The sequence below is a fragment of the Pseudomonas sp. GW821-FHT02B10 genome (assembly GCF_059421865.1).
Genome location: NZ_JBWKVU010000009.1, coordinates 208,877 through 229,588 on the forward strand (window position 1 = coordinate 208,877; position 20,712 = coordinate 229,588).

The 20,712-nt window shown below is 63.1% G+C and carries 19 protein-coding genes; 12 read left to right on the top strand and 7 right to left on the bottom strand.

Annotated elements, in window-relative coordinates; all coding sequences use genetic code 11:
• The first annotated feature begins 52 nt into the window (after positions 1-52).
• On the top strand, positions 53-838 hold the full coding sequence (locus AC07VU_RS20095) for an amidohydrolase family protein (RefSeq protein ID WP_457276394.1): 786 nt from the start codon (positions 53-55) through the stop codon (positions 836-838).
• Positions 839-2,515, top strand: a complete 1,677-nt coding sequence (locus AC07VU_RS20100) for a M28 family peptidase (RefSeq protein ID WP_274302793.1) — start codon at positions 839-841, stop codon at positions 2,513-2,515.
• A gap of 94 nt (positions 2,516-2,609) precedes the next feature.
• Here the strand turns inward: AC07VU_RS20100 and AC07VU_RS20105 are convergent, their stop codons facing one another.
• Positions 2,610-3,269, bottom strand: a complete 660-nt coding sequence (locus AC07VU_RS20105; RefSeq protein ID WP_495030324.1) for an O-methyltransferase — start codon at positions 3,267-3,269, stop codon at positions 2,610-2,612.
• A 129-nt stretch (positions 3,270-3,398) separates the two neighbouring features.
• Here AC07VU_RS20105 and AC07VU_RS20110 point away from each other — a divergent pair, with 129 nt between their 5' ends.
• Entirely contained in the window at positions 3,399-4,037 is a 639-nt protein-coding gene (locus AC07VU_RS20110; RefSeq protein ID WP_495030325.1) for a TetR/AcrR family transcriptional regulator, read from the top strand.
• A 40-nt stretch (positions 4,038-4,077) separates the two neighbouring features.
• On the opposite strand, the gene AC07VU_RS20115 is transcribed toward AC07VU_RS20110, so the two are convergent.
• Positions 4,078-5,010, bottom strand: a complete 933-nt coding sequence (locus AC07VU_RS20115; protein WP_053261120.1) for a universal stress protein — start codon at positions 5,008-5,010, stop codon at positions 4,078-4,080.
• A gap of 259 nt (positions 5,011-5,269) precedes the next feature.
• On the opposite strand from AC07VU_RS20115, the gene AC07VU_RS20120 reads away from it, so the two are divergent.
• The 4 genes from AC07VU_RS20120 (at position 5,270) to AC07VU_RS20135 (ending at position 8,933) form a co-directional block, all read left to right on the top strand.
• Positions 5,270-6,343 carry an NAD(P)-dependent alcohol dehydrogenase gene (locus tag AC07VU_RS20120; protein ID WP_009043853.1) on the top strand — a complete coding sequence of 358 codons (1,074 nt, stop codon included), beginning with the start codon at positions 5,270-5,272 and terminating at the stop codon, positions 6,341-6,343.
• A 41-nt stretch (positions 6,344-6,384) separates the two neighbouring features.
• Positions 6,385-6,627 carry a hypothetical protein gene (locus AC07VU_RS20125; RefSeq protein ID WP_173679792.1) on the top strand — a complete coding sequence of 81 codons (243 nt, stop codon included), beginning with the start codon at positions 6,385-6,387 and terminating at the stop codon, positions 6,625-6,627.
• A gap of 43 nt (positions 6,628-6,670) precedes the next feature.
• Positions 6,671-7,909: an MgtC/SapB family protein gene (locus AC07VU_RS20130; protein ID WP_457276397.1), complete on the top strand. Its 1,239-nt coding sequence runs from the start codon at positions 6,671-6,673 to the stop codon at positions 7,907-7,909.
• Positions 7,910-8,015: 106 nt separating this feature from the next.
• Positions 8,016-8,933, top strand: a complete 918-nt coding sequence (locus AC07VU_RS20135) for a universal stress protein (RefSeq protein WP_150051157.1) — start codon at positions 8,016-8,018, stop codon at positions 8,931-8,933.
• Positions 8,934-8,989: 56 nt separating this feature from the next.
• Here the strand turns inward: AC07VU_RS20135 and AC07VU_RS20140 are convergent, their stop codons facing one another.
• Positions 8,990-9,553 carry a GNAT family N-acetyltransferase gene (locus AC07VU_RS20140; protein ID WP_274302805.1) on the bottom strand — a complete coding sequence of 188 codons (564 nt, stop codon included), beginning with the start codon at positions 9,551-9,553 and terminating at the stop codon, positions 8,990-8,992.
• Between the two features lie 222 nt (positions 9,554-9,775).
• On the opposite strand from AC07VU_RS20140, the gene AC07VU_RS20145 reads away from it, so the two are divergent.
• Positions 9,776-10,672 carry a universal stress protein gene (locus tag AC07VU_RS20145; protein WP_495030326.1) on the top strand — a complete coding sequence of 299 codons (897 nt, stop codon included), beginning with the start codon at positions 9,776-9,778 and terminating at the stop codon, positions 10,670-10,672.
• A 12-nt stretch (positions 10,673-10,684) separates the two neighbouring features.
• Here the strand turns inward: AC07VU_RS20145 and AC07VU_RS20150 are convergent, their stop codons facing one another.
• Both AC07VU_RS20150 and fnr read right to left on the bottom strand, forming a co-directional pair.
• On the bottom strand, positions 10,685-11,668 hold the full coding sequence (locus AC07VU_RS20150) for a zinc-dependent alcohol dehydrogenase family protein (RefSeq protein WP_274302809.1): 984 nt from the start codon (positions 11,666-11,668) through the stop codon (positions 10,685-10,687).
• A 23-nt stretch (positions 11,669-11,691) separates the two neighbouring features.
• The gene (fnr, locus tag AC07VU_RS20155; protein WP_274302810.1) at positions 11,692-12,438 is read right to left on the bottom strand and encodes a fumarate/nitrate reduction transcriptional regulator Fnr; all 747 of its coding nucleotides are present in this window, start codon (positions 12,436-12,438) and stop codon (positions 11,692-11,694) included.
• Positions 12,439-12,666: 228 nt separating this feature from the next.
• Between fnr and AC07VU_RS20160 the strand changes: the two genes are divergently transcribed.
• Positions 12,667-15,066: a phosphoketolase family protein gene (locus tag AC07VU_RS20160; RefSeq protein ID WP_495030327.1), complete on the top strand. Its 2,400-nt coding sequence runs from the start codon at positions 12,667-12,669 to the stop codon at positions 15,064-15,066.
• A gap of 3 nt (positions 15,067-15,069) precedes the next feature.
• Here the strand turns inward: AC07VU_RS20160 and ftsH are convergent, their stop codons facing one another.
• Positions 15,070-16,905 carry an ATP-dependent zinc metalloprotease FtsH gene (gene ftsH / locus AC07VU_RS20165; RefSeq protein ID WP_495030328.1) on the bottom strand — a complete coding sequence of 612 codons (1,836 nt, stop codon included), beginning with the start codon at positions 16,903-16,905 and terminating at the stop codon, positions 15,070-15,072.
• 78 nt (positions 16,906-16,983) lie between these two features.
• Positions 16,984-17,631: a BON domain-containing protein gene (locus AC07VU_RS20170; protein WP_053261128.1), complete on the bottom strand. Its 648-nt coding sequence runs from the start codon at positions 17,629-17,631 to the stop codon at positions 16,984-16,986.
• A gap of 232 nt (positions 17,632-17,863) precedes the next feature.
• Between AC07VU_RS20170 and AC07VU_RS20175 the strand changes: the two genes are divergently transcribed.
• The 3 genes from AC07VU_RS20175 (at position 17,864) to AC07VU_RS20185 (ending at position 20,607) form a co-directional block, all read left to right on the top strand.
• Entirely contained in the window at positions 17,864-18,118 is a 255-nt protein-coding gene (locus tag AC07VU_RS20175) for an Lpp/OprI family alanine-zipper lipoprotein (RefSeq protein WP_274302816.1), read from the top strand.
• 82 nt (positions 18,119-18,200) lie between these two features.
• A complete protein-coding gene (locus tag AC07VU_RS20180) occupies positions 18,201-19,121 on the top strand; it encodes a universal stress protein (RefSeq protein WP_274302818.1) in 921 nt (306 codons plus the stop codon).
• 97 nt (positions 19,122-19,218) lie between these two features.
• Positions 19,219-20,607, top strand: coding sequence for an MBL fold metallo-hydrolase RNA specificity domain-containing protein (locus AC07VU_RS20185; protein ID WP_274302820.1), 1,389 nt, complete (start codon positions 19,219-19,221; stop codon positions 20,605-20,607).
• Positions 20,608-20,712: the final 105 nt, after the last annotated feature.

Sequence of the window (20,712 nt, forward strand, 5' to 3'; positions counted from 1 at the left end):
CCGCGCCGGATGCCGCGCGGCGATAGTGATCGACCCACAGGGAAGTTTTTCGATGAGCACTTATTCCGGGCCCGTTCTCGACGCGCACGTGCATACCGAGTTCGCCGCGGCGGGCAGCCTGCAAGCGTTCCAGGCGTTGCAATCACGCTTCAATATCGTCGCCTCGGTGACCGACTCCCGTGCCCCCGCCTGCGGCGACCAGACGTTGCGGGAGCTGGGGGTGGGCAGGTGCGCGGTCATCGCCCAGCCTGAATGGTGCTCCGAGTCGCTGGCACAGGGGCTGGCCGACGGCGTCTACCTGGCGATCAAGATCAACCTCGGGTTCATGCATGTGTACGCCGACGACCCTCGGCTCCGGGAGCTGTACGCCCTCGCGCGCCAGTTCGATGTCCCGGTGCTGTTCCACAGCGGCGACACCGGCTGGCATCGCTCCAAGCTCAAGTATGCCCATCCGCTGAGCCTGGACGAGGTCATAGTCGAGCATCCCGAGGTGAACTTCCTCCTGGTGCACAGCGGCAATCCCTGGTTCACCGATGCCGCGGTGCTCGCGGCGAAGAATCACAATGTCTGGCTCGACCTCAGTTCGATCATCGAGGGCCCGTTGAGCGATGTCTCCGAGGCCACGCTGGACAGGCTGCTGATCGAGCCGATCCGCTGGATGCTCGACTACACCGGCAAGCCGGACAGGTTGGTCTTCGGCTCGGGGTGGCCCGCTGTCGATTACCCGGGTTATCTCGCCGCGTGCGCCAGGGCGATTGCGCCGCAGTACCACCGGCAGGTGTTCTTCGACAATGGCGCCCGGTTGTTCAAGCATTTTTCCAGGGAGCAGGGGGCCTAGATGCGCCGGTCACTGCCAAAAAAGGCCAAGTACAAGCCCGGGGGCGCGCCGTCCTTGCGTGGCTACCTCAGGCACAAGGCCCATGCCGCGGCACTCGCCGACAACTGCCGGACCCTGTCCGGCGCGCTTTTCGCCGGGCGTGGGGCAGGGGAGCCCGGAGGGGCGCGGGCATCCCAGTGGATTGCCGGGAAGGCACGGGGGATGGGGCTCAAGGCCTGGCACGGCCGCAGAAGCCTTTTTCAGTCCGTGGCGCTTGGCTCCGCTACCCCGCGGGGCGGGCAGGTGACCATCCAGGGCGACGGTTGGCAGCCCGACCCGCTGCATGATGGTGAGTTGCTGATTCGTTCCCAGCAGGCCCGCGTCGTGTTCGACAACGCGCCTCTGGTCTTCGTCGGTTACGGCATAGTCGCGCCGCAATACCAGTGGGACGATTACGCCGGGCTCGATGTCGCCGGCAAGGTGGTGGTGGCGCTGCCCAACGATCCCGGGCGCAACAGTCCGGGGGGCGAGCGCTTCCAGGGTGAGCGGATGACCTACTACGGCCGCTGGGAATACAAGTTCGAGGAGGCCGCTCGACAAGGCGCCGCGGGCGTGATCATCGTCCACACCGATGAGCTGTTCGGCAGTGCCTTCCATCTGGTACGGGACGAGATGCGCCGGCCGTTTCGGTTTCTTCCGGGCGCGGTGCGCAGTGGCCTGGCATTCGAGGGGATCTGCAGCGAACGTTTCGGCCGGCAGTTGTTGTCCAGGGCAGGTGTCGAGCTCGATGCCTTCCTGGCCGACCCATGGCCGATGGCCAGACGCGCGCCCTGGCTCGACGTCCGCTTGCAGTTGCGCCTGGGTTTCGAGATCAAGATCGGCCATTGCCGGAATGTGCTGGGCATGCACAAAGGCGCGCTTTTCCCCCGGCAATGCGTATTGCTGTGCGCGCACTGGGATCATCTCGGCAGGACCCCGGACAGCAGCCAGCCCCGTGGCTACTACCCCGGCGCAGTTGATAACGCGGTCGGTGTCTCTGTATTGCTCGAACTGTCCAGGCGGCTGGCGAACGCGGGCCCGCTGCGCCGCACCGTGCTCTTTGCCTGGACCACCGCGGAGGAGGTGGGCATGCTCGGCTCCGCCCAGGTCGCCCGGTTGATCGACGAGACCGGCCTTGATGTGGTCGCGGCGCTCAACGTTGATGGCTTCGTGCCAATCGGCAGGACCCGCGACCTGAGCCTGGTGGACGGTGATCAATCCGAGCTGCCCAGTGCGTTCATGCGGGCCGGCAAGCAACTGAACCGGCAAATCAGTCTCGATGACGCGCCCGCCGCCGGCTACTTCTACCGATCCGACCAGGCGAGCTTCGCCAAGATCGACATCCCCGCGGTCCAGGTCAGTACCGGCAGCGACCTGATCAGCGGGGGCGTGGAGGAAGGCCTGAAACGGCATGACTTCTACGACTCGAACCTGTATCACAGCACGTCCGATGCGTTCGACAGGTACTGGGACTTCACCAGCCTCTGCGCCGACATCGACGTGCTTCATGAAACGCTGCTCCTGCTGGCCGACTCGTCATGGCGTCCCGCACTGCTCTCGCCGGCTATCCGGACCAGACTCCAGGGACAGGCAGATCCGGCTGATGGCCCGCGACGTTATCCAGATCAAGACGGCCGAAAATCGTCGCCATGTTCATGAAACACAGGCTTCATCGTCGCGCTGCTGGCCTGCCGGTTGCCTTCGATGCAGTGGCCGAGGGTTTCGATGATCGCTTGGTACTCTTGGATATGATTCAGCCAAGCCGCATCGACAGCTCCACGTCGCCGCCGAAGGGCACGGACAGGTAGCCACTGGCGGGCGAACGGACCCGGGCCAGGTAGTCCGGGCAGTAGTCCGTGTTGTCGGCGACGATCAGCGCGCCCGGCCGCAGGCGGCTTTCGACCAGGGCCAGGATGTCGGCATACAGCGTCTTGGCGCCGTCGAGCAGCAGCAGGTCGATGGACTCGGGGAGGTCGACCGCCAGGGTCTTCAGCGCGTCGCCCTCGCGGATTTCCACCAGGTCGGCCAGGCCGCCTTCGAGCAGGTGCTGGCGCGCCCGTTGCACCTTGGACGCCTCGAACTCGCTGCCGATCAGGCGGCCGCCGCCGTTGTCGCGGATGGCCGCCGCCAGGTGCAGGGTCGAGATGCCGAACGAGGTGCCGAACTCGACGATGTGCCGGGCCCGGGTGCTGCGCGCCAGCATGTACAGCAGCTCGCCGGTCTCGCGGGAAACGGGCAGCCAGAGGTCTTTCAGGCGGCCATAGAAATCCAGGTATTCGGTCTTGCTGTGCATCAGGCGCTCGCGTTCCTCGCGGGAGATTCCGGCGACGGCCGGGCTGGTCGCCGTGTCGGCCTGCTCGAACAGGCGATCGAGCAGGGGCGCGAGTGGGGAGGTGGTCAATGTGCTGGTCATGGGGGCATCCCGTCCGAAGTTGACGCCTTGCGGCGCGTGGCTAAAATGCGATCAATTCGTCGCATTCAGAGGATATGAGCAAGTGACCCCCTGCGCTATTCGCATTGGCTGCGGCCCTGTCGGGCCATTATGAGCAACCGCCGGACCCCGCAGGTTTCCTCGCGCAAAGCGCCTAAACAGGCACGCTCGACGGAGCTGGTCGCGGCGATCCTGGAAGCCGCTACTCAGGTTTTGGCCAAGGAGGGCGCGCAGCGTTTCACCACCGCGCGGGTGGCCGAGAAGGCTGGCGTCAGCATCGGTTCGTTGTATCAATATTTCCCGAACAAGGCAGCGATCCTGTTCCGCCTGCAAAGCGATGAGTGGCAACAGACCACGCAGATGCTGCGCAGCATCCTCGAAGAGGCTGGCAAAGCCCCGCTGGAGCGGCTGCGGGTGCTGGTCCGGGTGTTTATCCAGTCCGAGTGCGAGGAAGCCAGAATGCGCGTGGCGCTCAACGACGCTGCGCCGCTGTACCGCGACGCCCCCGAAGCGCAGGCCGTGAAGGCGCAAGGGGAGCGGATCTTCCAGGCTTTCATGGAGCAGGCGCTGCCCGAGGCGCCGCAGGCCACCCGCGCCCTGGCCGCCGACTTGATCACCACCACCCTCAGCAGCGTGGGCAAGGACTTTTCAGAAAGCCCACGCACCGCCGCAGAGATCCAGACCTACGCCGACGCAATGGCAGACATGTTCTGTGCCTACCTTACGCAACTGGCGCGCCGCGCTGACTGACCGGCCTGGCGCGCGCGGGCAAGCATCCTGAAAAAGGGCTTTATTCGGTCATCAGCACCTCTGGCGAAACCACCCATACGCTACAAGGCACCTTGTACAGCAGTTGCTCCACCGTGCTGCCGATCAGGCGCCCCAAGCCACCGCGATGACCGACCCTGCCCATGACAATCACATCGATGTCATAGGCGTCTGCGTAGCTGGTCAGGACCTTGGCCGGATTGCCCATGATCATGTGCTGACGTTCCGGCGCAATGCCGTTGCGTTCAGCCAGTTCGTTGAAGGCGTCGCCTTGGGCATCGAACAGAGTCTTGGCCTTGCTTGTCGAGAAAAATGTCGAACTCTGGTCGAAGTTGAATTCGTCCGCGCCGATGGAGGACAGGTCATGGGCATAGATCACGTCGAGCTCGGCGTTACAGGCGCTGGCCAGTTTCGAGGCCTCATGCAGTATCCGGTCGTTGAAGTCCTTGTACTGACCCTCGCGGTGGAACGGGTCGACCGCTGCGACGATCCTGCGTGGCAATGCGTGCTGTACATGGCTGACAAAATGCAGGGGCACGGGGCATTCGCGCAGCAAGTGGATATCCAGGGGAGTGAACATTACCCGCGACAGCAGCGATTCGTGTTGCAGTGCCTTGATCAGCAAGGCCATGGGCTGCTCCTTGAGGTGGATCAGGATTTCCTGCAAGGGCCTTTCGACCCAGACGACTTCAGTGGTGACGGTCAGCCCCAGTTTGCGCAGCGGCCGGGCCTGTTCTTCGAGCCACTGGTGATGGCGCTCGACGTACCCCAGGCGCATCTGCTCCAGGGCCTGTTCGTTGACCAGGCTGGCCGTGGCCAGGCCTTCCAGGTAGTCGAAGGCGACGATGTGCAGGGCTGCGTCTTCGGCCTTGGCCAGCGCGGCGGCACGATCGAAGGCGGGGCTGTTCTCCATCAGCGGCGAGGCGACCAGCATGAAACGTGATTGCTCGGACATGACAAATCTCCCGTGGGTAATAGGTAACGGCAACGACGCGTCTTCGCCGTGAAACCTTGCTCGGATCCTGCCTCCGGCCGGCGGCGCGCGTTTGATCTGTATCAACCCGTCCGGCAATGGAGCAGACCAGCTGACGTGTGGTCAGTCGCGAGGGGCCCATTGATGAATTATTGATCATGATCAAGCTCAGGCCCTCGCTCCCGGCGCAGCCTGAAAGTCTTGCTGGACTCAAGCTCGGGCTCAGGGTTGGAGGATCGTCATGGCTACCATGAAAGCGGCAATTTTCGTTGAAAAGAACCGGATCGTGCTCGATGAAAAGCCGATCCCCGAAGTGGGGCCGCTGGATGCCCTGGTGCGTATCACCACGACGACGATCTGCGGCACCGATGTGCACATCCTGCGGGGCGAGTACCCGGTGGCCAAGGGCCTGACCATCGGTCATGAACCGGTGGGAATCATTGAGCGGCTGGGCTCGCAGGTGCGCGGTTTTGTCGAGGGGCAGCGGGTGATTGCCGGGGCCATCACGCCCAGCGGGCAAAGTTATGCCTGCTTGTGCGGTTGCGCTTCCCAGGACGGCCCGGACACCCGCCATGGCTTTCGCGCCATCGGCGGCTGGAAGTTCGGCAACAGCATCGATGGCTGCCAGGCCGAGTACGTGCTGGTGCCGGATGCCCTGGCCAATCTGTGCCCGATCCCCGACGGCCTCAGCGACGAACAGGTGCTGATGTGCCCCGATATCATGTCCACCGGGTTTTCCGGGGCAGAGCGTGGCGAGGTCAGTATCGGCGATACCGTCGCGGTATTCGCCCTGGGGCCGATCGGCCTCTGCGCGGTAGCCGGCGCGCGGCTCAAGGGTGCCAGCCAGATCATCGGCGTGGATGCCGTGGCCGAGCGCATGACGGTCGCCAAACGCCTGGGAGCCACCCACGTGGTCAACTTCAAGGACGGTAACGTGGTCGAGCAGATCATGGCGCTGACCGATGGCCGTGGCGTCGACGTGGCCATCGAAGCGCTGGGCACCCAGGGCACCTTTGAGTCCGCCTTGCGCGTGCTGCGGCCAGGCGGGCGGTTGTCCAGCCTCGGTGTCTATTCCAGCGACCTGCACATTCCCCTCGACGCCTTCGCCGCCGGGCTGGGCGACTACAGCATCGTCAGCACCCTGTGCCCCGGCGGCAAAGAACGCATGCGCCGCTTGATGGCGGTGGTGCAAAGCGGCGGGGTCGATCTGTCGCCACTGGTGACCCACCGTTTCAAACTCGACGATATCGAAGCCGCCTATGAGTTGTTCGCTCACCAGCGGGACGGGGTCATGAAGGTGGCGATTACCCCGTGATGCCCGGCCGGGCGACGCGGGTGCTTGAGCGGAGGCGATCGATGATCATCGACATCACAGCGAAACCGACAGGCCATGGCTGGCTCGTGCACATGGATGCCCTGACAGTGGGCTTCAGCAGCCTGGAAGCCGCGACGGCTTTCGTCGGTCAACTCCGGGCGCGCATCGATGCGCCGCATCCCTGGCCGACCAGCCCTGGCCAGACGGAGGCCGCCCCTCGGACAGCCGGCGACCGATCCGCTCCGGCTACCAGGAAGGGGGCTTGCCCTGGCCTGTTGAAGTGACCCTCATGGCCAGGGCGGCAAGGTTCGCCCGCAGGGAGGCTCTATGAGCACGACCCTTGGCCTGGAAGGCGCGGCGGCTGCGCTGGGAATCGGCTTGCTCATCGGTCTGGAGCGCGAGCGGCACAAGGGGCGAGGAGACAGCCGTGCCTGTGCGGGGTTGCGCACGTTCGCCATTACTGCGCTGCTGGGGTATGTGGCGATGCAGGTCGGTGGTGCCCTGTTGCTGGGGATCATGGCTATCTGCCTGGCCTTGCTGATCACCGTGGCGTATTGGCGAAGCCTGGGCAGCGACCCGGGCGTGACCAGCGAAGTGGCGTTGCTTACAGTGCTGGCGCTGGGGGCTATGTGCGGTACGGCGCCGGAATTGGCGATTGCCATTGGCGTGGTCATGGCGGGGCTGCTGACGTATCGACAAAAGTTGCATCACTTCGCCCGCAGTCAATTGAGCGAAGCGGAAATGCGCGACGGGCTGGTACTGCTGATCGCCGCACTGGTTGTGCTGCCGCTGGCACCGGATCGTTACATCGGGCCTTATGCCGCCATCAATTTGCGCACCATCTGCACCCTGACTGTGTTGCTGATGGCCGTGGGTGCGGTAGGGCATATCGCCGTTCGCACCCTGGGCACTCGTTACGGTTATGCGATCAGTGCCATCGCTTCGGGGTTCGCCTCCAGCACGGTGACCATCGCCGCCATGGGGCATATCGCTGCCAGAGAGCCGGACAACATCAAGGCCCTGGGCGCGGCGGCGTTGTTCTCCAACCTGGCCACCCTGACCCAGGTGGGCCTGATCCTGGGCGCGGTCGATACCGGTCTGCTGCACCCTATGTGGGGGCCGCTGTTCGCCGGCGCTGCCGCCACGGCATTGTATGGCCTGTGCCTGATGTTCCCCACGCCGGCCCAGGGCGCCCACCAGCCGATCAAGGTCGGCGGCGCGTTCAACCTCAAGCTGGCCTTGCTCGTCACGCTGGCCATGACGGGTATCACCTTCCTGTCGTCGGTGATGCTGAGTCACTTTGGCGAAGTCGGGGTGATGGTGACCGCGACCCTTAGCGGCTTTGCCGACGCCCATTCCTCGACAGCGTCGATAGCCTCCCTGGCCAAATCCGGCCAGTTGCCGTTCCAGGTCATCGCCGCGCCGGTGCTGATCGCGGTCAGCAGCAATTCCCTGAGCAAATGCCTGGTGGCCTGGGTCAGTGGCGGGCGCCGCTTCGCCGCCTATGTCATTCCCGGTCAGGTATTGCTGACGCTGGCAATGTGGGCCGGCATCTGGCTGTACTGAAACCTGTCGCTTCGGGTAGCTGACAAAGATCAAGTCACCCGGCCCGGGAACGCTCAATCTGCAATTCCATTCCGTGTTCTGAGATGGCCGCGTGCCGAGGTGCCTTATGTCGCAGACCCAGCGTTTACTGCTAATTGCCCCTCCCGCCATGAACCGCACACCGGCATTCGACCGCGCTGCGGCGCTGGCCCGGGCGATGCAGCTACCCTTGCATATCGTGGCGTTCGATTATTTGCAGGCGCTGGCGGTGGCCGGCCTGTTCGCACCCGAACAGATCGCCCAGGCCCGGGACGGGTATCTGCAAAGCCATCGGCAATGGCTTGACGAGCAAGCTCGCTCGATGAGCGAACAGGGGATCGAGGTCACCCGCGAAGTGGTCTGGGTGCAGCATCCGTTCGAAGAAATCCTGCACTTCGTCAATGAGATGCCCCTGGCCCTGATCGTCAAGGATGCCGAAGAAGAGCCTGCCTTGAAGCGCGTGTTTTTCACTCCCCTGGATTGGCAGTTGCTACGGGACTGTCCGGTACCGGTGCACCTGGTGACCAATGCCCTCAACCCACGGCCACGCAACGTACTGGCCATCGTCGATGTGCTGCGCAGCGATGAGCAGGACAGGGTGTTCAACGACCAGATTATCGACGCCGCGGTAAAGCTGGCCGGGCAATGTGCCGCGGCACTCGAGCTGGTGCATGTGTATGACTGGGCCGCGGTGTATGCCCAGGACATGGGGGTTGGCGTGCTGCCGCTGAGCGTCGGGATCTACGAAGTGTTGGGCGAGGCGCAATTCGAGGCATTCGCAGCGCTGGCCGAACGCCATGGCGTGCCTCCAGAGCGTCGCCATTTCATCGAGGGTACGCCGCTGTCGTGTATCTGTGACTTTGCGACTGCCCACCGGACTGACGTCATTGTCATGGGAACCGTGCAGCACAAGGGACTGAAAAAACTCTTGGGCAGCACCGCCGAGCAGCTTTTGCACCGGGCTCCGTGCAGCGTACTGGCGATAAAACCGGACAAGACGCTTTGATTGAGGATTGAATCGCCCGTGGCGGCCCGCTGGCCGGTACGCCACGGGGCGCTGGTTTACAGGTGGAGGCGATGGATGACCTGGCGGCTGTCGTCGGGATCGTGACTCCGTTCGAAACCCAGGGCCTTGGCCAGGTCGCGCATGGGCGCATTGCTGGCGGCGTCGATCGAATACATCTGGTGAAAGCCGTTCTTGCGGGCAGCCTCGATCAGATGCTCCATCAATAAGGTTCCCAGGCCCAGGTGCGTCCATTCGTCGGCGACGGTTACCGCGCATTCGCATTCGTGCTCGCCCGTGGCGGCGTAGCGGCTGATACCGATCTCGATCAGTTGTCCGTTCTCGTGAGCCAGCGCGACGTAGGCCATGTGCTGCTTGCCATCGGTGTACATCAACTGATCGAGCAGGGCGCCACTGGGGTCGTTGATCTGGGCGAGGAAACGCATGTGCCTGGACTCGGGAGACAGGCGCCTGATAAAGGCGTACTCCCGCTCGCGGTCCTTTTCCGCCAGTGGCCGGATCAGCACATGATGGCCGTCCTTCAGCGTTTCGATCCAGTGTTCTCCGGGGACCGCGGCGTAGACGGCGGCGGCCCGTTCGTTGTGGTTTTTGACAGTGAGCATGATGGGGTTCTCCATACGGCCGAAAGGGGCCGCGCGGCAGGGCACACGCGGTTCGCTTCGTTTTACCCCGCTGATGACAGTCGGATCTGATCTGGATCAGACACCGGCGACAGGCGTCGCTCATCGAGTGGGATCTGATGTACATCAAGGCGCTTGCCGGCACACAAGGCGCACTCTAGGTCTATGCCGGCCTGTTCGACCGGTGCCTGAGCGAGGTGTGTGATGGGGCATTACCAACGTTTGCTGCTGATCGCCGATCCAACCCTGCATCAGTCGCCAGCCTTGCTGCGGGCTGTCGCGCTGGCCAAGGCCAGCGGGGCTGCGCTGCATGTACGCGGTTTCGCCGAGCCGGCGCCGGTGGTGCATCTGTGGGAAGAGAGAATCGACGAGGCGGGCTATCAGCGTTATCTGCGTCGCCATCGCCGATGGGTGGCCGAAGAAACCCAGCGGCTCGGCGACCTGGGGCTGGAGGCGACGGTCGACGTGTTGTTCACCACCCATCCGCTGCTGGACATCCTGAAGACGGTCGAAGAGCTCGGTCCGGACCTGCTGATCAAGGATGTCAGCCTGGAACCGCTGCTCAAGCGAGTATTCATCACGCCCCTGGATTGCCATCTGCTGCGTGAGTGCCCGATCCCCGTGCATCTGGTCAATCAGGCCCGTTACGGATTGCCGCACCGGGTCGTGGCGGCGGTGGACCCATTCGATCCACCGACCCAGATCAGCGGCCTGAACGACACCATCATCCAGACGGCCAACGTCCTGGCCCTGCAATGCGATGCGCCACTGCACCTGCTGTACGCCTATGACCTGTCGCCGGCCTTCAATGGCGATGCACCGCTGGTCAGCGGTGGCTGGGGCATGGACGTCGTCGAAGAGCTGCGTGAGTCCTTGCACCTGGCGTTCGTCACCCTGGCGGAGCGTTATGCCATCGCGCCGGAACGCCGGCACTTTGTCCCGGGCCCGCCGGTGCCCGCGATCGGCGACTTCGTTGAGCAGTACCTGGCCGATGTGGTGGTGATGGGGACTGTGCATCGGGTGGGAATCGACCGCTTGATCGGCAGCACGACCGAACGGGCGCTGTACTCGGTGCCGGGCAGTATTCTGGCGGTCAGGTGAACGGCCCGGGCGTCACGGAGTGAGTACGATCGCCCCGTTGAACTGACCGGCCCGCAGGCGCTCCAGGGCCTGATTGGCATCCTCCAGGGCGAAGCAGGTGACGTCGCAGTGGACGGGGGTGTGCTGCAATTCTGCGAAAAACGCGCTGCCGTCTTCACGGGTCAGGTTGGCCACCGAGCGCACGCTGCGTTCGCCCCAGAGTAGTCGGTAAGGGAATGCCGGGATGTCGCTCATGTGGATGCCGGCGCAAATCACGCAGCCGCCCTTGACCGTGACGGCCAGCGCCGCCGGTACCAGCGAGCCGACGGGGGCGAAGATCAGGCTGGCATCGAGCGGGTGCGGCGGTGCTTGATCCGAGGGGCCGGCCCAACGGGCCCCCAGCGAGCGGGCATAGTCCTGGCCCGCGCGGTCATCGGGCCGGGTGAAGGCATACACCTGCTGCCCCCGGCCCAATGCCACCTGGATGGCCAGGTGCGCTGCCGCTCCGAAACCGTAGAGGCCCAGGTGGCGCGCGTTCCCGGCCATCCGCAGCGCCCGAAAACCGATCAGCCCGGCACACAGCAACGGCGCGGCCTGGGTGGCCGGGAGCGCTTCGGGAATCGGCAGGCAGAACCGGGCATCGGCGAGGGTGTAGTCGGCGTAGCCGCCGTCCAGGTGACAGCCGGTAAATTGTGCCTGGTCGCACAGGTTTTCCCGGCCGGTGCGGCAGAACGCGCATTCGCCGCATGTCCAGCCGAGCCACGGAACGCCCACCCGCTGGCCGATCCAGTCGGGCACGACGTCGGCGCCCACCGCGGTCACCTGGCCAACGATTTCGTGGCCGGGCACTCGTGGCAGCAGCGCCTGGGGCAACTCGCCATCGACCAGATGCAGGTCAGTGCGGCAGACGCCGCAGGCCAGGACTTTGATCAGCAGTTGCCGGGGGCCGGGTGTCGGGACCGGGCGTTGTTCCTGTCGCAGCGGCTCGCCGGGGGTATGCAGGACCATGGCGCGCATGACGATTCTCCGGACGTGCAGGGTCAGCGCAGGGCCGAGCGGTGGCAACCTGCGACCAATTGCTTGAGCCCCTCCAGGTTCAGGACCTTGACTTCCCGCCCGGAAATTTCCACCAGCCCCTGGTCCCGCAGGTGCGCGATGCCCCGGCAAATGGTTTCCAGCCTCAGCCCCAGGTAGGAGCCGATCTCCTCGCGGCGCATTTTCAGGATGAAGTCCCTGGACGAGTAGCCACGCAGGCTCAGGCGTTGCGACAGGTTCAGCAGGAAGGCCGCCAGGCGTTCGTCGGAGTTCATATTGCCCATCAGCATCAACATGCTGTGATCGCGCACGATCTCTCTACTCAGGAGTTTGTTCAGGCTGTGTTGCAAGGATGGCAAGTCCTGGGCGAGTTTCTCCAGTTGAGCGAAGTGGATGGGACAGACTTCGCTGTCCTCCAGGGCGAACGCGCTGCAGGCGTGTTCGTCGGCACTGATGGCATCCAGACCAAGCATCTCACCCGATATCTGAAAGCCGGTGACCTGTTCACGACCGTCGATTGAAACCATGCTGGTCTTGAACGAGCCTATGCGGACTGCATACAGCGAGCGCAAGGGATCGCCTGTACGGTAGAGGGCCGTGCCTTTTTTAACCTTGAAGCGTTGCACGATCAGAGTGTCCAGACGCTCGATCTCCGGCCCGCTCAGGCCAAGCGGCAGGCACAGCTCCAGGACACTGCAGTTGGCGCATGCAGCCTTGAGGTAGTGGTTGGGGGACACTCGGGTGTCGGGCATGCCAGTAAGCCCTCTATTGGTGGGTGAAGCATAGTTCCTGGGCATGGGCAAGGCGCGCCATTCGGCTGCTTGCCGAGAGGACGCGACGAATGGAACCGCCCCGACCGGAGAGGCATTGCCGGACATCGATAGAAATGTTGCGTCATTCAATTTCAATGGTGCCTGCGCAACTTGATGTAAATCAAGTTTTGCGTGTTCCAGACTCCCAGAATCAACGAATCTCGATCGGTGGGCCCCCAGGCGGAGAACTTCATGAGCGATTTTCTGAGCGCAGAGCAACTGGAAACACTGGATGCCTACTGGCGGGCCTCCAATTACCTGGCGGTCGGGCAGATCTACCTCAAGGACAACCCGCTGCTGAAGGTGCCGCTGGCCCTGTCCCATATCAAGCCGCGGTTATTGGGGCACTGGGGCACTACGCCGGGACTCAACCTTGTCTACACGCACCTCAATCGGCTGATCAACCAGTACGATCTGAACATGATCTTTATCGCCGGCCCCGGTCATGGCGGGCCGGCTGTCGTGGCGCAGACCTACCTGGAAGGCACCTACACCGAGTTCAATCCAGAGGTGGGGCGCAACGCCAGCGGCCTGAGCCGCCTGTTCCGGCAGTTTTCCTGGCCATACGGGATCTCCAGTCATGTTTCGGCGCAGATTCCAGGGTCGATCCATGAAGGCGGAGAGTTGGGCTACAGCCTGGCCCATGCCTACGGCGCCGCCTTCGATAATCCGGAGCTGATCGTTGCCTGTGTCATTGGCGATGGGGAGGCAGAAACGGCAACGCTGGCAGCCAGCTGGCATTCCAACAAGTTCCTCAACCCGGCGCGCGATGGCGCGGTGTTGCCGATCCTGCACCTCAACGGCTACAAGATCGCCAATCCCACGGTGCTCTCCAGGATCAGCGAGGACGAGCTGTCGGCCTTGATGTATGGCTATGGCTACGATCCGTATTTCGTTGAAGGCGATGACCCGATGGAGGTGCATCAGGCGCTGGCCAGAACCCTGGACAGGGTGGTGCTGGACATTCGCGAGATCCAGCGCGTCGCCCGCCGCAATACCCAGGGCCAGGTTCCGGAGCGGCCTCTGTGGCCCATGCTGGTGTTACGCACTCCCAAGGGCTGGACCGGGCCGAAGTTCGTCGACGGCCATCGGGTCGAAGGCACCTGCCGCGCGCATCAGGTACCCCTGGCCGATTTCCAGCAACCGCTTCACCTGCGCCAGCTCGAGGAGTGGCTCAACAGCTACCGCCCCGACGAGCTGTTCGATGCCAACGGAGCCTTGCTGCCCGAGCTTGCCGCACTGGCGCCCAGCGGACACCGGCGCATGAGCGCCAACCCCCATGCCAATGGCGGCTTGTTGTTGCGACCGCTGGATCTGCCAGGGTTCGCCGACTATGCGGTGCAGCTCGCGGCGCCGGGCTGCCTGCGGGCAGAGGCCACCCGCGTGCTGGGAAGATTTTTGCGGGACGTGATGAAAAACAGCCTGGTGTCGCGCAATTTTCGCTTGTTCGGCCCGGATGAAACGGCCTCGAACCGGCTGGACGCGGTCTATGAGGTCAGTGCCAAGGCCTGGATGGATCCCCAAGAGCCTGACGACAGTCACCTGGCGGCTGACGGCCGGGTGATGGAAATCCTCAGCGAACAGGTCTGTGAAGGGTGGCTCGAGGGTTATCTGCTGACGGGACGGCATGGTCTGCTGTCCTGTTACGAGGCCTTCATTCACATCGTCGATTCGATGGTCAATCAGCACGCCAAATGGCTGAAAACCGCCGCCGAGGTGCCATGGCGAAAACCCGTGGCCTCGCTCAACTATTTGCTGACTTCCCATGTCTGGCGCCAGGACCATAACGGCTTCTCCCACCAGGACCCGGGGTTCATCGACCTGCTGGCGAACAAAAAGGCCGATATAGCGCGAATCTATCTGCCACCCGACGCCAATTGCCTGTTATCGGTAGCCGATCACTGCTTGCGCAGTCGTAACTACATCAACGTCATCGTGGCCGGCAAGCAACCGGAGTGGCAGTGGCTGGATATCGATGCGGCCATCCGCCATTGCCAGGCCGGGATCGGGCGATGGGGCTGGGCCTGCCGGGATGACCAGGACCCCGACGTGGTGATGGCCTGCGCCGGCGATGTGCCGACCCTGGAAACCCTGGCCGCCGTGACCCTGCTGCGCGAGTATGTCCCGGATCTGCGGGTAAGGGTGGTGAATGTCGTCGACCTGATGGTGCTGCAGCCCTCCTACCAGCACCCCCATGGTTTGCCGGACAGTGCGTTCGAGGAGCTGTTTACCTTCGACAAGCCAGTGATCTTCGCTTTCCACGGCTACCCGGCACTGATCCACAGGTTGCTGTACAAGCGAAACAATCACGAGCGTTTCCACGTGCGCGGCTTCAAGGAGGAGGGCGCGACCACTACACCCTTCGACATGGCGGTGATCAACAATCTGGATCGTTACCAGCTGGCGCTGGACGTGATCGAGCGGGTGCCACGGCTGCACGATCAGCTACAGCTGGCGCGGTCGCGTTACTGGTCGACCCTGGAAAAGCACAAGCTCTACCTCATCGAACACGGACAGGACATGCCCGAGGTGTTGAACTGGCAATGGACGCCCGCGGCAGGTACTTGAGTGTCAGAGCGCGCTCAGCCGCTGCGAAGCCGGGGCCGGCACCAGCGGTCGGAGCGGTGGAAATTCCTCGGGGGTCAGGGTTTCCTTTTCCAGCAGCAGGCGGGCTCCGGCATCCAGGTCGTTCCTGCGGCTCTGGAGCAGGGCCTTGGCCTTGTCATAGGCATCATCGAGCAAGGCGCGGATCCCCAGGTCAATTTCCCGGGCGGTTTGTTCCGAATAGTCTCTCTCGCCACCTCGCGGCAGGTGTTCGCCCAAATAGCTTGCAGGTTGCCGTTCGAGTACCGACTGGCCGAGTGTCGAGTCCATGCCGAACCGAGTGATCAACTGGCGGGCAATATCGGTGGCGTGCCCCAGGTCGTCGGCGGCGCCGGTGGATATCTGGCCATAGGCAAGGAACTCGGCGGCGCGCCCGGCCATTAGCACGACAATCCGATCCTTGAGCATCTGACAACTGATCAGGAAGTGATCCTCGGTCGGCCGCTGCAAGGTATAGCCCAGAGAACCGGCGGCGCGGGGGATGATCGAAACCTTGTGGACCGGGTCCATGGCAGGCAGGCTACTGGCGGCCAGAGCATGGCCCATCTCGTGATAAGCCACCACCTTGCGTTCGTCGGGGTGCAACAGACTGCTCTTGCGCTCAACCCCTGCGATAAGGCGTTCCACCGCCGAGGTGAAATCGTCGAGATGGACCGACTCGGCGCCGCGGCGGGTGGCCACGATGGCGGCTTCGTTGACCAGGTTGGCCAGGTCGGCACCCGTGAAACCGGTGGTGATGTCGGCGATACGCTGGCAATCGAGGTCCGCTGCCGCGGCAATTTTTTTCAGGTGGACCTTGAGAATCGCCTCTCGGCCTTTGCGATCGGGACGATCGATCAGCAACTGCCGGTCGAACCGGCCCGCCCGTAACAGTGCCGGGTCGAGAATCTCGGGACGATTGGTCGCGGCCAGCAGGACGACGCCTTCGCGAGGGTCGAATCCGTCCAGCTCGGCCAGTAGCTGGTTGAGCGTCTGTTCTTTTTCGTCATTGCCACCGAACGCGCCGACACCCCGCATCTTGCCCAGGGCATCGAGCTCATCGATGAAAATAATGCAGGGTGCGGCCTGCCTGGCCTGCTCGAACAGATCACGCACTCGGGCGGCGCCGACGCCAACGAACATTTCGACGAATTCGGAGCCCGAGATCGAGAAAAACGGTACCCCGGCTTCCCCGGCGATGGCCTTGGCCACCAGGGTCTTGCCTGTACCCGGCGGGCCGACCAGCAACGTCCCCTTGGGAATATGCGCCCCAAGGCGTGCGTACCTGGCCTTGTCCTTGAGGAACGAGACGATCTCCACCAGTTCGGCCCTGGCTTCATCGATGCCCGCGACATCGGCGAAGGTCACCCCGGTATCGCGCTCCACGAACACTTTGGCCCGGGACTTGCCGATGCTCATCAATCCACCCAGGCCCTGTTTTTCCGCCAGCCCGCGAAACAGGAAATGCCAGACCGCCATGATGAGGACAAAAGGTAGCAACCATCCCAGCAGGTTACTCATCAGGGTGTTTTCATTGATGCCTCTGAATCCGACAGTCGATCGGGCAAGATCCGCCGCCAGCGCCGGCTCGACCCGCACCGTCGAGAACTGGTCGTGCCCATCGATGGGGGGCTGCAGTTTGCCGCTGATCCGATCCTTCTCAATCCGCAAATCGCTGACCTTCTGCGCGTTCAGCAGTTGCAGAAACTGGCTGTAAGGAATGTCCTGCACGACATGACGATCGAAAAAGAGAAACTGGGCGAGGGCGACCATGGCCAACGCGATCACGAAGTAGGACAGGTTCCATTGGTGACTTTTGTTCATGGCCTTGGCTCTCGGAGGGGGCACGGGCGGGCAGGCCGCCTATCCCCCGGGGAGCCGTGGGCGCCCCGGGTGATCGACTCAGGCGATCAGCAAATGATCGTCTACCTTCCTCACTCCCGGCACCGACCAGGCAGCTCGTTCGGCTATTTGCCGTTCGCGCCACAAATGAACCTTGCCTTCAAGCTTTACCACATCGCCGTCGACCTTGATGTGAATGGCCTTGGCATCGATTTCCGCATTGCGCTTGAGGGCTTGCTCGATACGCTGCCGGATATCGCCTGCATCCACTCGCGGACGCAGGGTGAGCTGGTTGTCCACGCCCACCACGCCAGACAATTTACGCACCGCCCGCTCCGCGGTTTCTTTCTGGTACTGCCAATCGACTTCGCCTTCGAGGGTGATCCAGCCGTTCTGTACCATGATCTTGATGTCTCCTTCAGGTACGTCTGAACTCCAGTTGAGGATGTTCAAGGCTCGGTTGGCAATGGTGTCGTCCGCCGTGCCGGCGCCTTTTTCCAGCCTGACCTGGATTTCCTCGGCCAGCGCACGCACCCCCTTGATGGCTTTTACCGCACGTTCGGCACTGATTTTCTGGGCGTAGCTGTTGACGTGGCCAGTGAGCGTGACCACACCGTTCTCCACTGTCACACCGATGTTGGCGGCATCGATATCGGGCTGGAACTCCAGCTCCTCCAGAATGAATTTACGCAGATTCAGGTCGCTCATGATGGTGTCCTTTGGCTGATGCGTTGGTTGTACGGGTCACAAACCGGCCTCTCTTTTTTTACGCCTGAGCGACGCTGTGACATTGAGCTAAGTCAACAAGGCTTCGCTGACGCCGTCCGCTGATCGCTAGCCGGTATTAGTTGATAAAGATCAGAGGTTCAGGTCGATAGCGCCCGATACTCGAAGCACAGCCTGAAGCTATCCGGTCGTAATCGACTGAAGGGGGGAAACCATGGATAAGCACTTGCCCGTTGTATTGCTGAGCATCGCGCTGGCGACGACGGCCGGTTGCAGTCACCGACATGCCCAGGAAATCGACGCGCGCCTGGAGTCCGCGGAAAACAACGCCGCGACGGCGAGGCTCAGGGCTGATGAAGCTTATTTGAAAGCGGAACGGGCAGAGGCAACGGCCAGCCAGGCGCGACGGGTCGCGGATGAGGCGAATGAACGTGCTCGTCGGATGCTTGATAAGGCGACTCGCAAGTAATGAATGATTTTTGAACGATGCTCCCGGCAGGAAGCCGGGCTGGCAGCTACACGGGTAAAGCGTTTCCAGGACGAGGTGTGTGATGTTGAAAATACAACGTTTACTGCTCATTGCACCGACGGAGATGATTCGCACCCCCGCATTCGAGCGGGCACAGGCGCTGGCCAACGCAACAGGTGCGATGTTGCACATTGTCGCGTTCGATTACGTCAACGCACTGGCGGTGGCCGGCCTGTTCGACCACGACGCGATGGCCCAGGCCCGGGAAGGCTACCTGCAGGTGCACCGTTACTGGCTCGAGCAACAGGCCAGGCTTGAACGATGCAAAGGAGGGCATGTGACCACTGAAGTGGTCTGGGCCAGGCTGAGCCCGGCCCACGTGCTTGAGTATGTGAACGACTTCCACCCGGACCTGGTGATCAAGGATGTGCAACGGGTGCCGGCACTTGATCGGGTCTTCCATCGGCCTCTGGACTGGCTGTTGCTGCGTGATTGTCCCGCTTCCTTGCACCTGGTCAGCCGCGCGGAAAACCCCAAGCCGCTGAAGATCCTCGCCGCCATCGACCTGTCTCACCTGGAAGCGCTGACCCAAGGGCTCAACGAACGGATTCTCGACCTGGCCTCGACGCTGGCAACGTCCTGCGGCGCTACCTTGCACCTGCTCAATGTCAGCAACTGGTCGGTGGTGGGCGACGCGGTGATGAGTGTGCCGACCTCGAGCCTGGACGCCAGCTTGCGCGATGCGGTCAACGATGCCCAGCAAGAGGCCTTCGATCTGCTTGCCGAGCGTTATGGCATCGAGGAGGGCCGCCGACATTTGCTGGCCGGCATTCCCCATCAGGCGATCGAGCATTTTGCCCGCAGGAACGCCTTCGACATGGTTGTGCTGGGCACGGCCTGCCGCCACGGCGTCGAGATGTTCGTCGGCAGTACCGCCGAGCGCCTGCTGCGCCATGCCCCCTGCAGCCTGATGCTGGTCAAACCACCCGTCGAGGCCGGCTGAAATGACCGCGGGCACAACCATGCTTGATAAAAGTCAACGGTCGCCAGGGCGAAAGGAGCGATCAATACCCCTCCCATGAAGGTTCAAGGAGACGAGCATGCGAATGTCATTTCTCGGCGCGGCCGGCACGGTCACCGGCAGCAAGTACTTGCTGGAGCATGAAGGCCAGCACGTACTGATCGATTGCGGCCTGTTCCAGGGTTACAAGCAGTTGCGCCTGCATAACTGGGATCCGTTCCAGCTACCGGTTCGCGACCTGGATGCCATTGTCCTGACCCATGCCCACCTGGATCACAGCGGCTACTTGCCGGTACTGGCGCGCAACGGCTACCGAGGCCCGGTGTATGCCACGGCCGCCACCTGTGAGCTGGTGAAAATCCTGTTGCGCGACAGTGGCCGCCTGCAGGAGGAAGAGGCCGAGTTCGCCAATCGCCATGGCTACTCGAAACACACCCCGGCGCTGCCGCTCTATACCGAGCAGGATGCGGAACGCGCCCTGAAGCTGCTGCGGCCGCTGGAGTTGCACCATCGGGTCGATATCGTCCCGGGTATGAGCATCCAGTTGCGCTGCGCCGGGCATATTCTCGGCGCGGCCACGGTGGAAGTCGTGGCCGGCGGCGTCACGCTGGTGTGCTCCGGGGACCTGGGGCGGCCCAACGACCCTTTGATGTTCGCCCCGGAAACCATCGAGCACGCCGATTATTTGCTGGTGGAGTCGACCTATGGCGATCGCCGGCACCCCGTCGAGTCGCCGGAAGAGCAACTGGCACAGGTCATCAACCGTACCGCGATGCGCCGCGGCATCACCCTGGTACCGTCGTTTGCGGTCGGGCGCGCGCAATTGCTGATGTATCACCTGTACCGGCTGCTACAGCGGCGAGCGATCCCAGACCTGCCGATCTACCTCAACAGCCCCATGGCCACCGATGTCACGCGCCTGTACCAGCGTTTTCGCAGTGAGCACCGTCTCTCCCAGGAAGAGTGTGAAGGTATGTGCCATGTCGCGCATTTCGTGCGCACGACCCAGGAATCGATCAACCTGGATCTGCAACGCACGCCCGCGGTGATCATCGCCGCCAGTGGCATGGCCACCGGTGGCCGGGTGGTTCACCACCTCAAGGCGCTGGCCCCCAACCCGATCAATACGTTGCTGGTGCCGGGCTTCCAGGCCGGCGGCACCCGCGGCGCGCAGATAGTCGCGGGCGCCGAGTCGGTGCGTATCCACGGCAAGGATGTGCCAATCCGCGCCGAAGTAGTGCCGATGGAAACCTTGTCCGCGCACGCCGACGCCGATGAAATCATGCAGTGGCTGCGCGGGTTCAAGCGGCCACCGAAGCACACCTTTGTGGTGCACGGCGAACCCAACGCCTCGGACGTGCTGCGCCGGCGCATCAGCCAGGAGTTGGGATGGTCGGTCTCGGTGCCGGAGTACCGCGACAGCGTCGAGCTCTCGAGTGCCGACCAGCCTGCAAGCTCATCGCTCTGACAAAGCCCCCGGTGTTGCCACTCATCGATCGAGGCGTCGTGGTGGAGACGAGAGTGATCCTATGACGGACAACGGTTTTCACAGCGCTGAATGCGAATCGCTTTT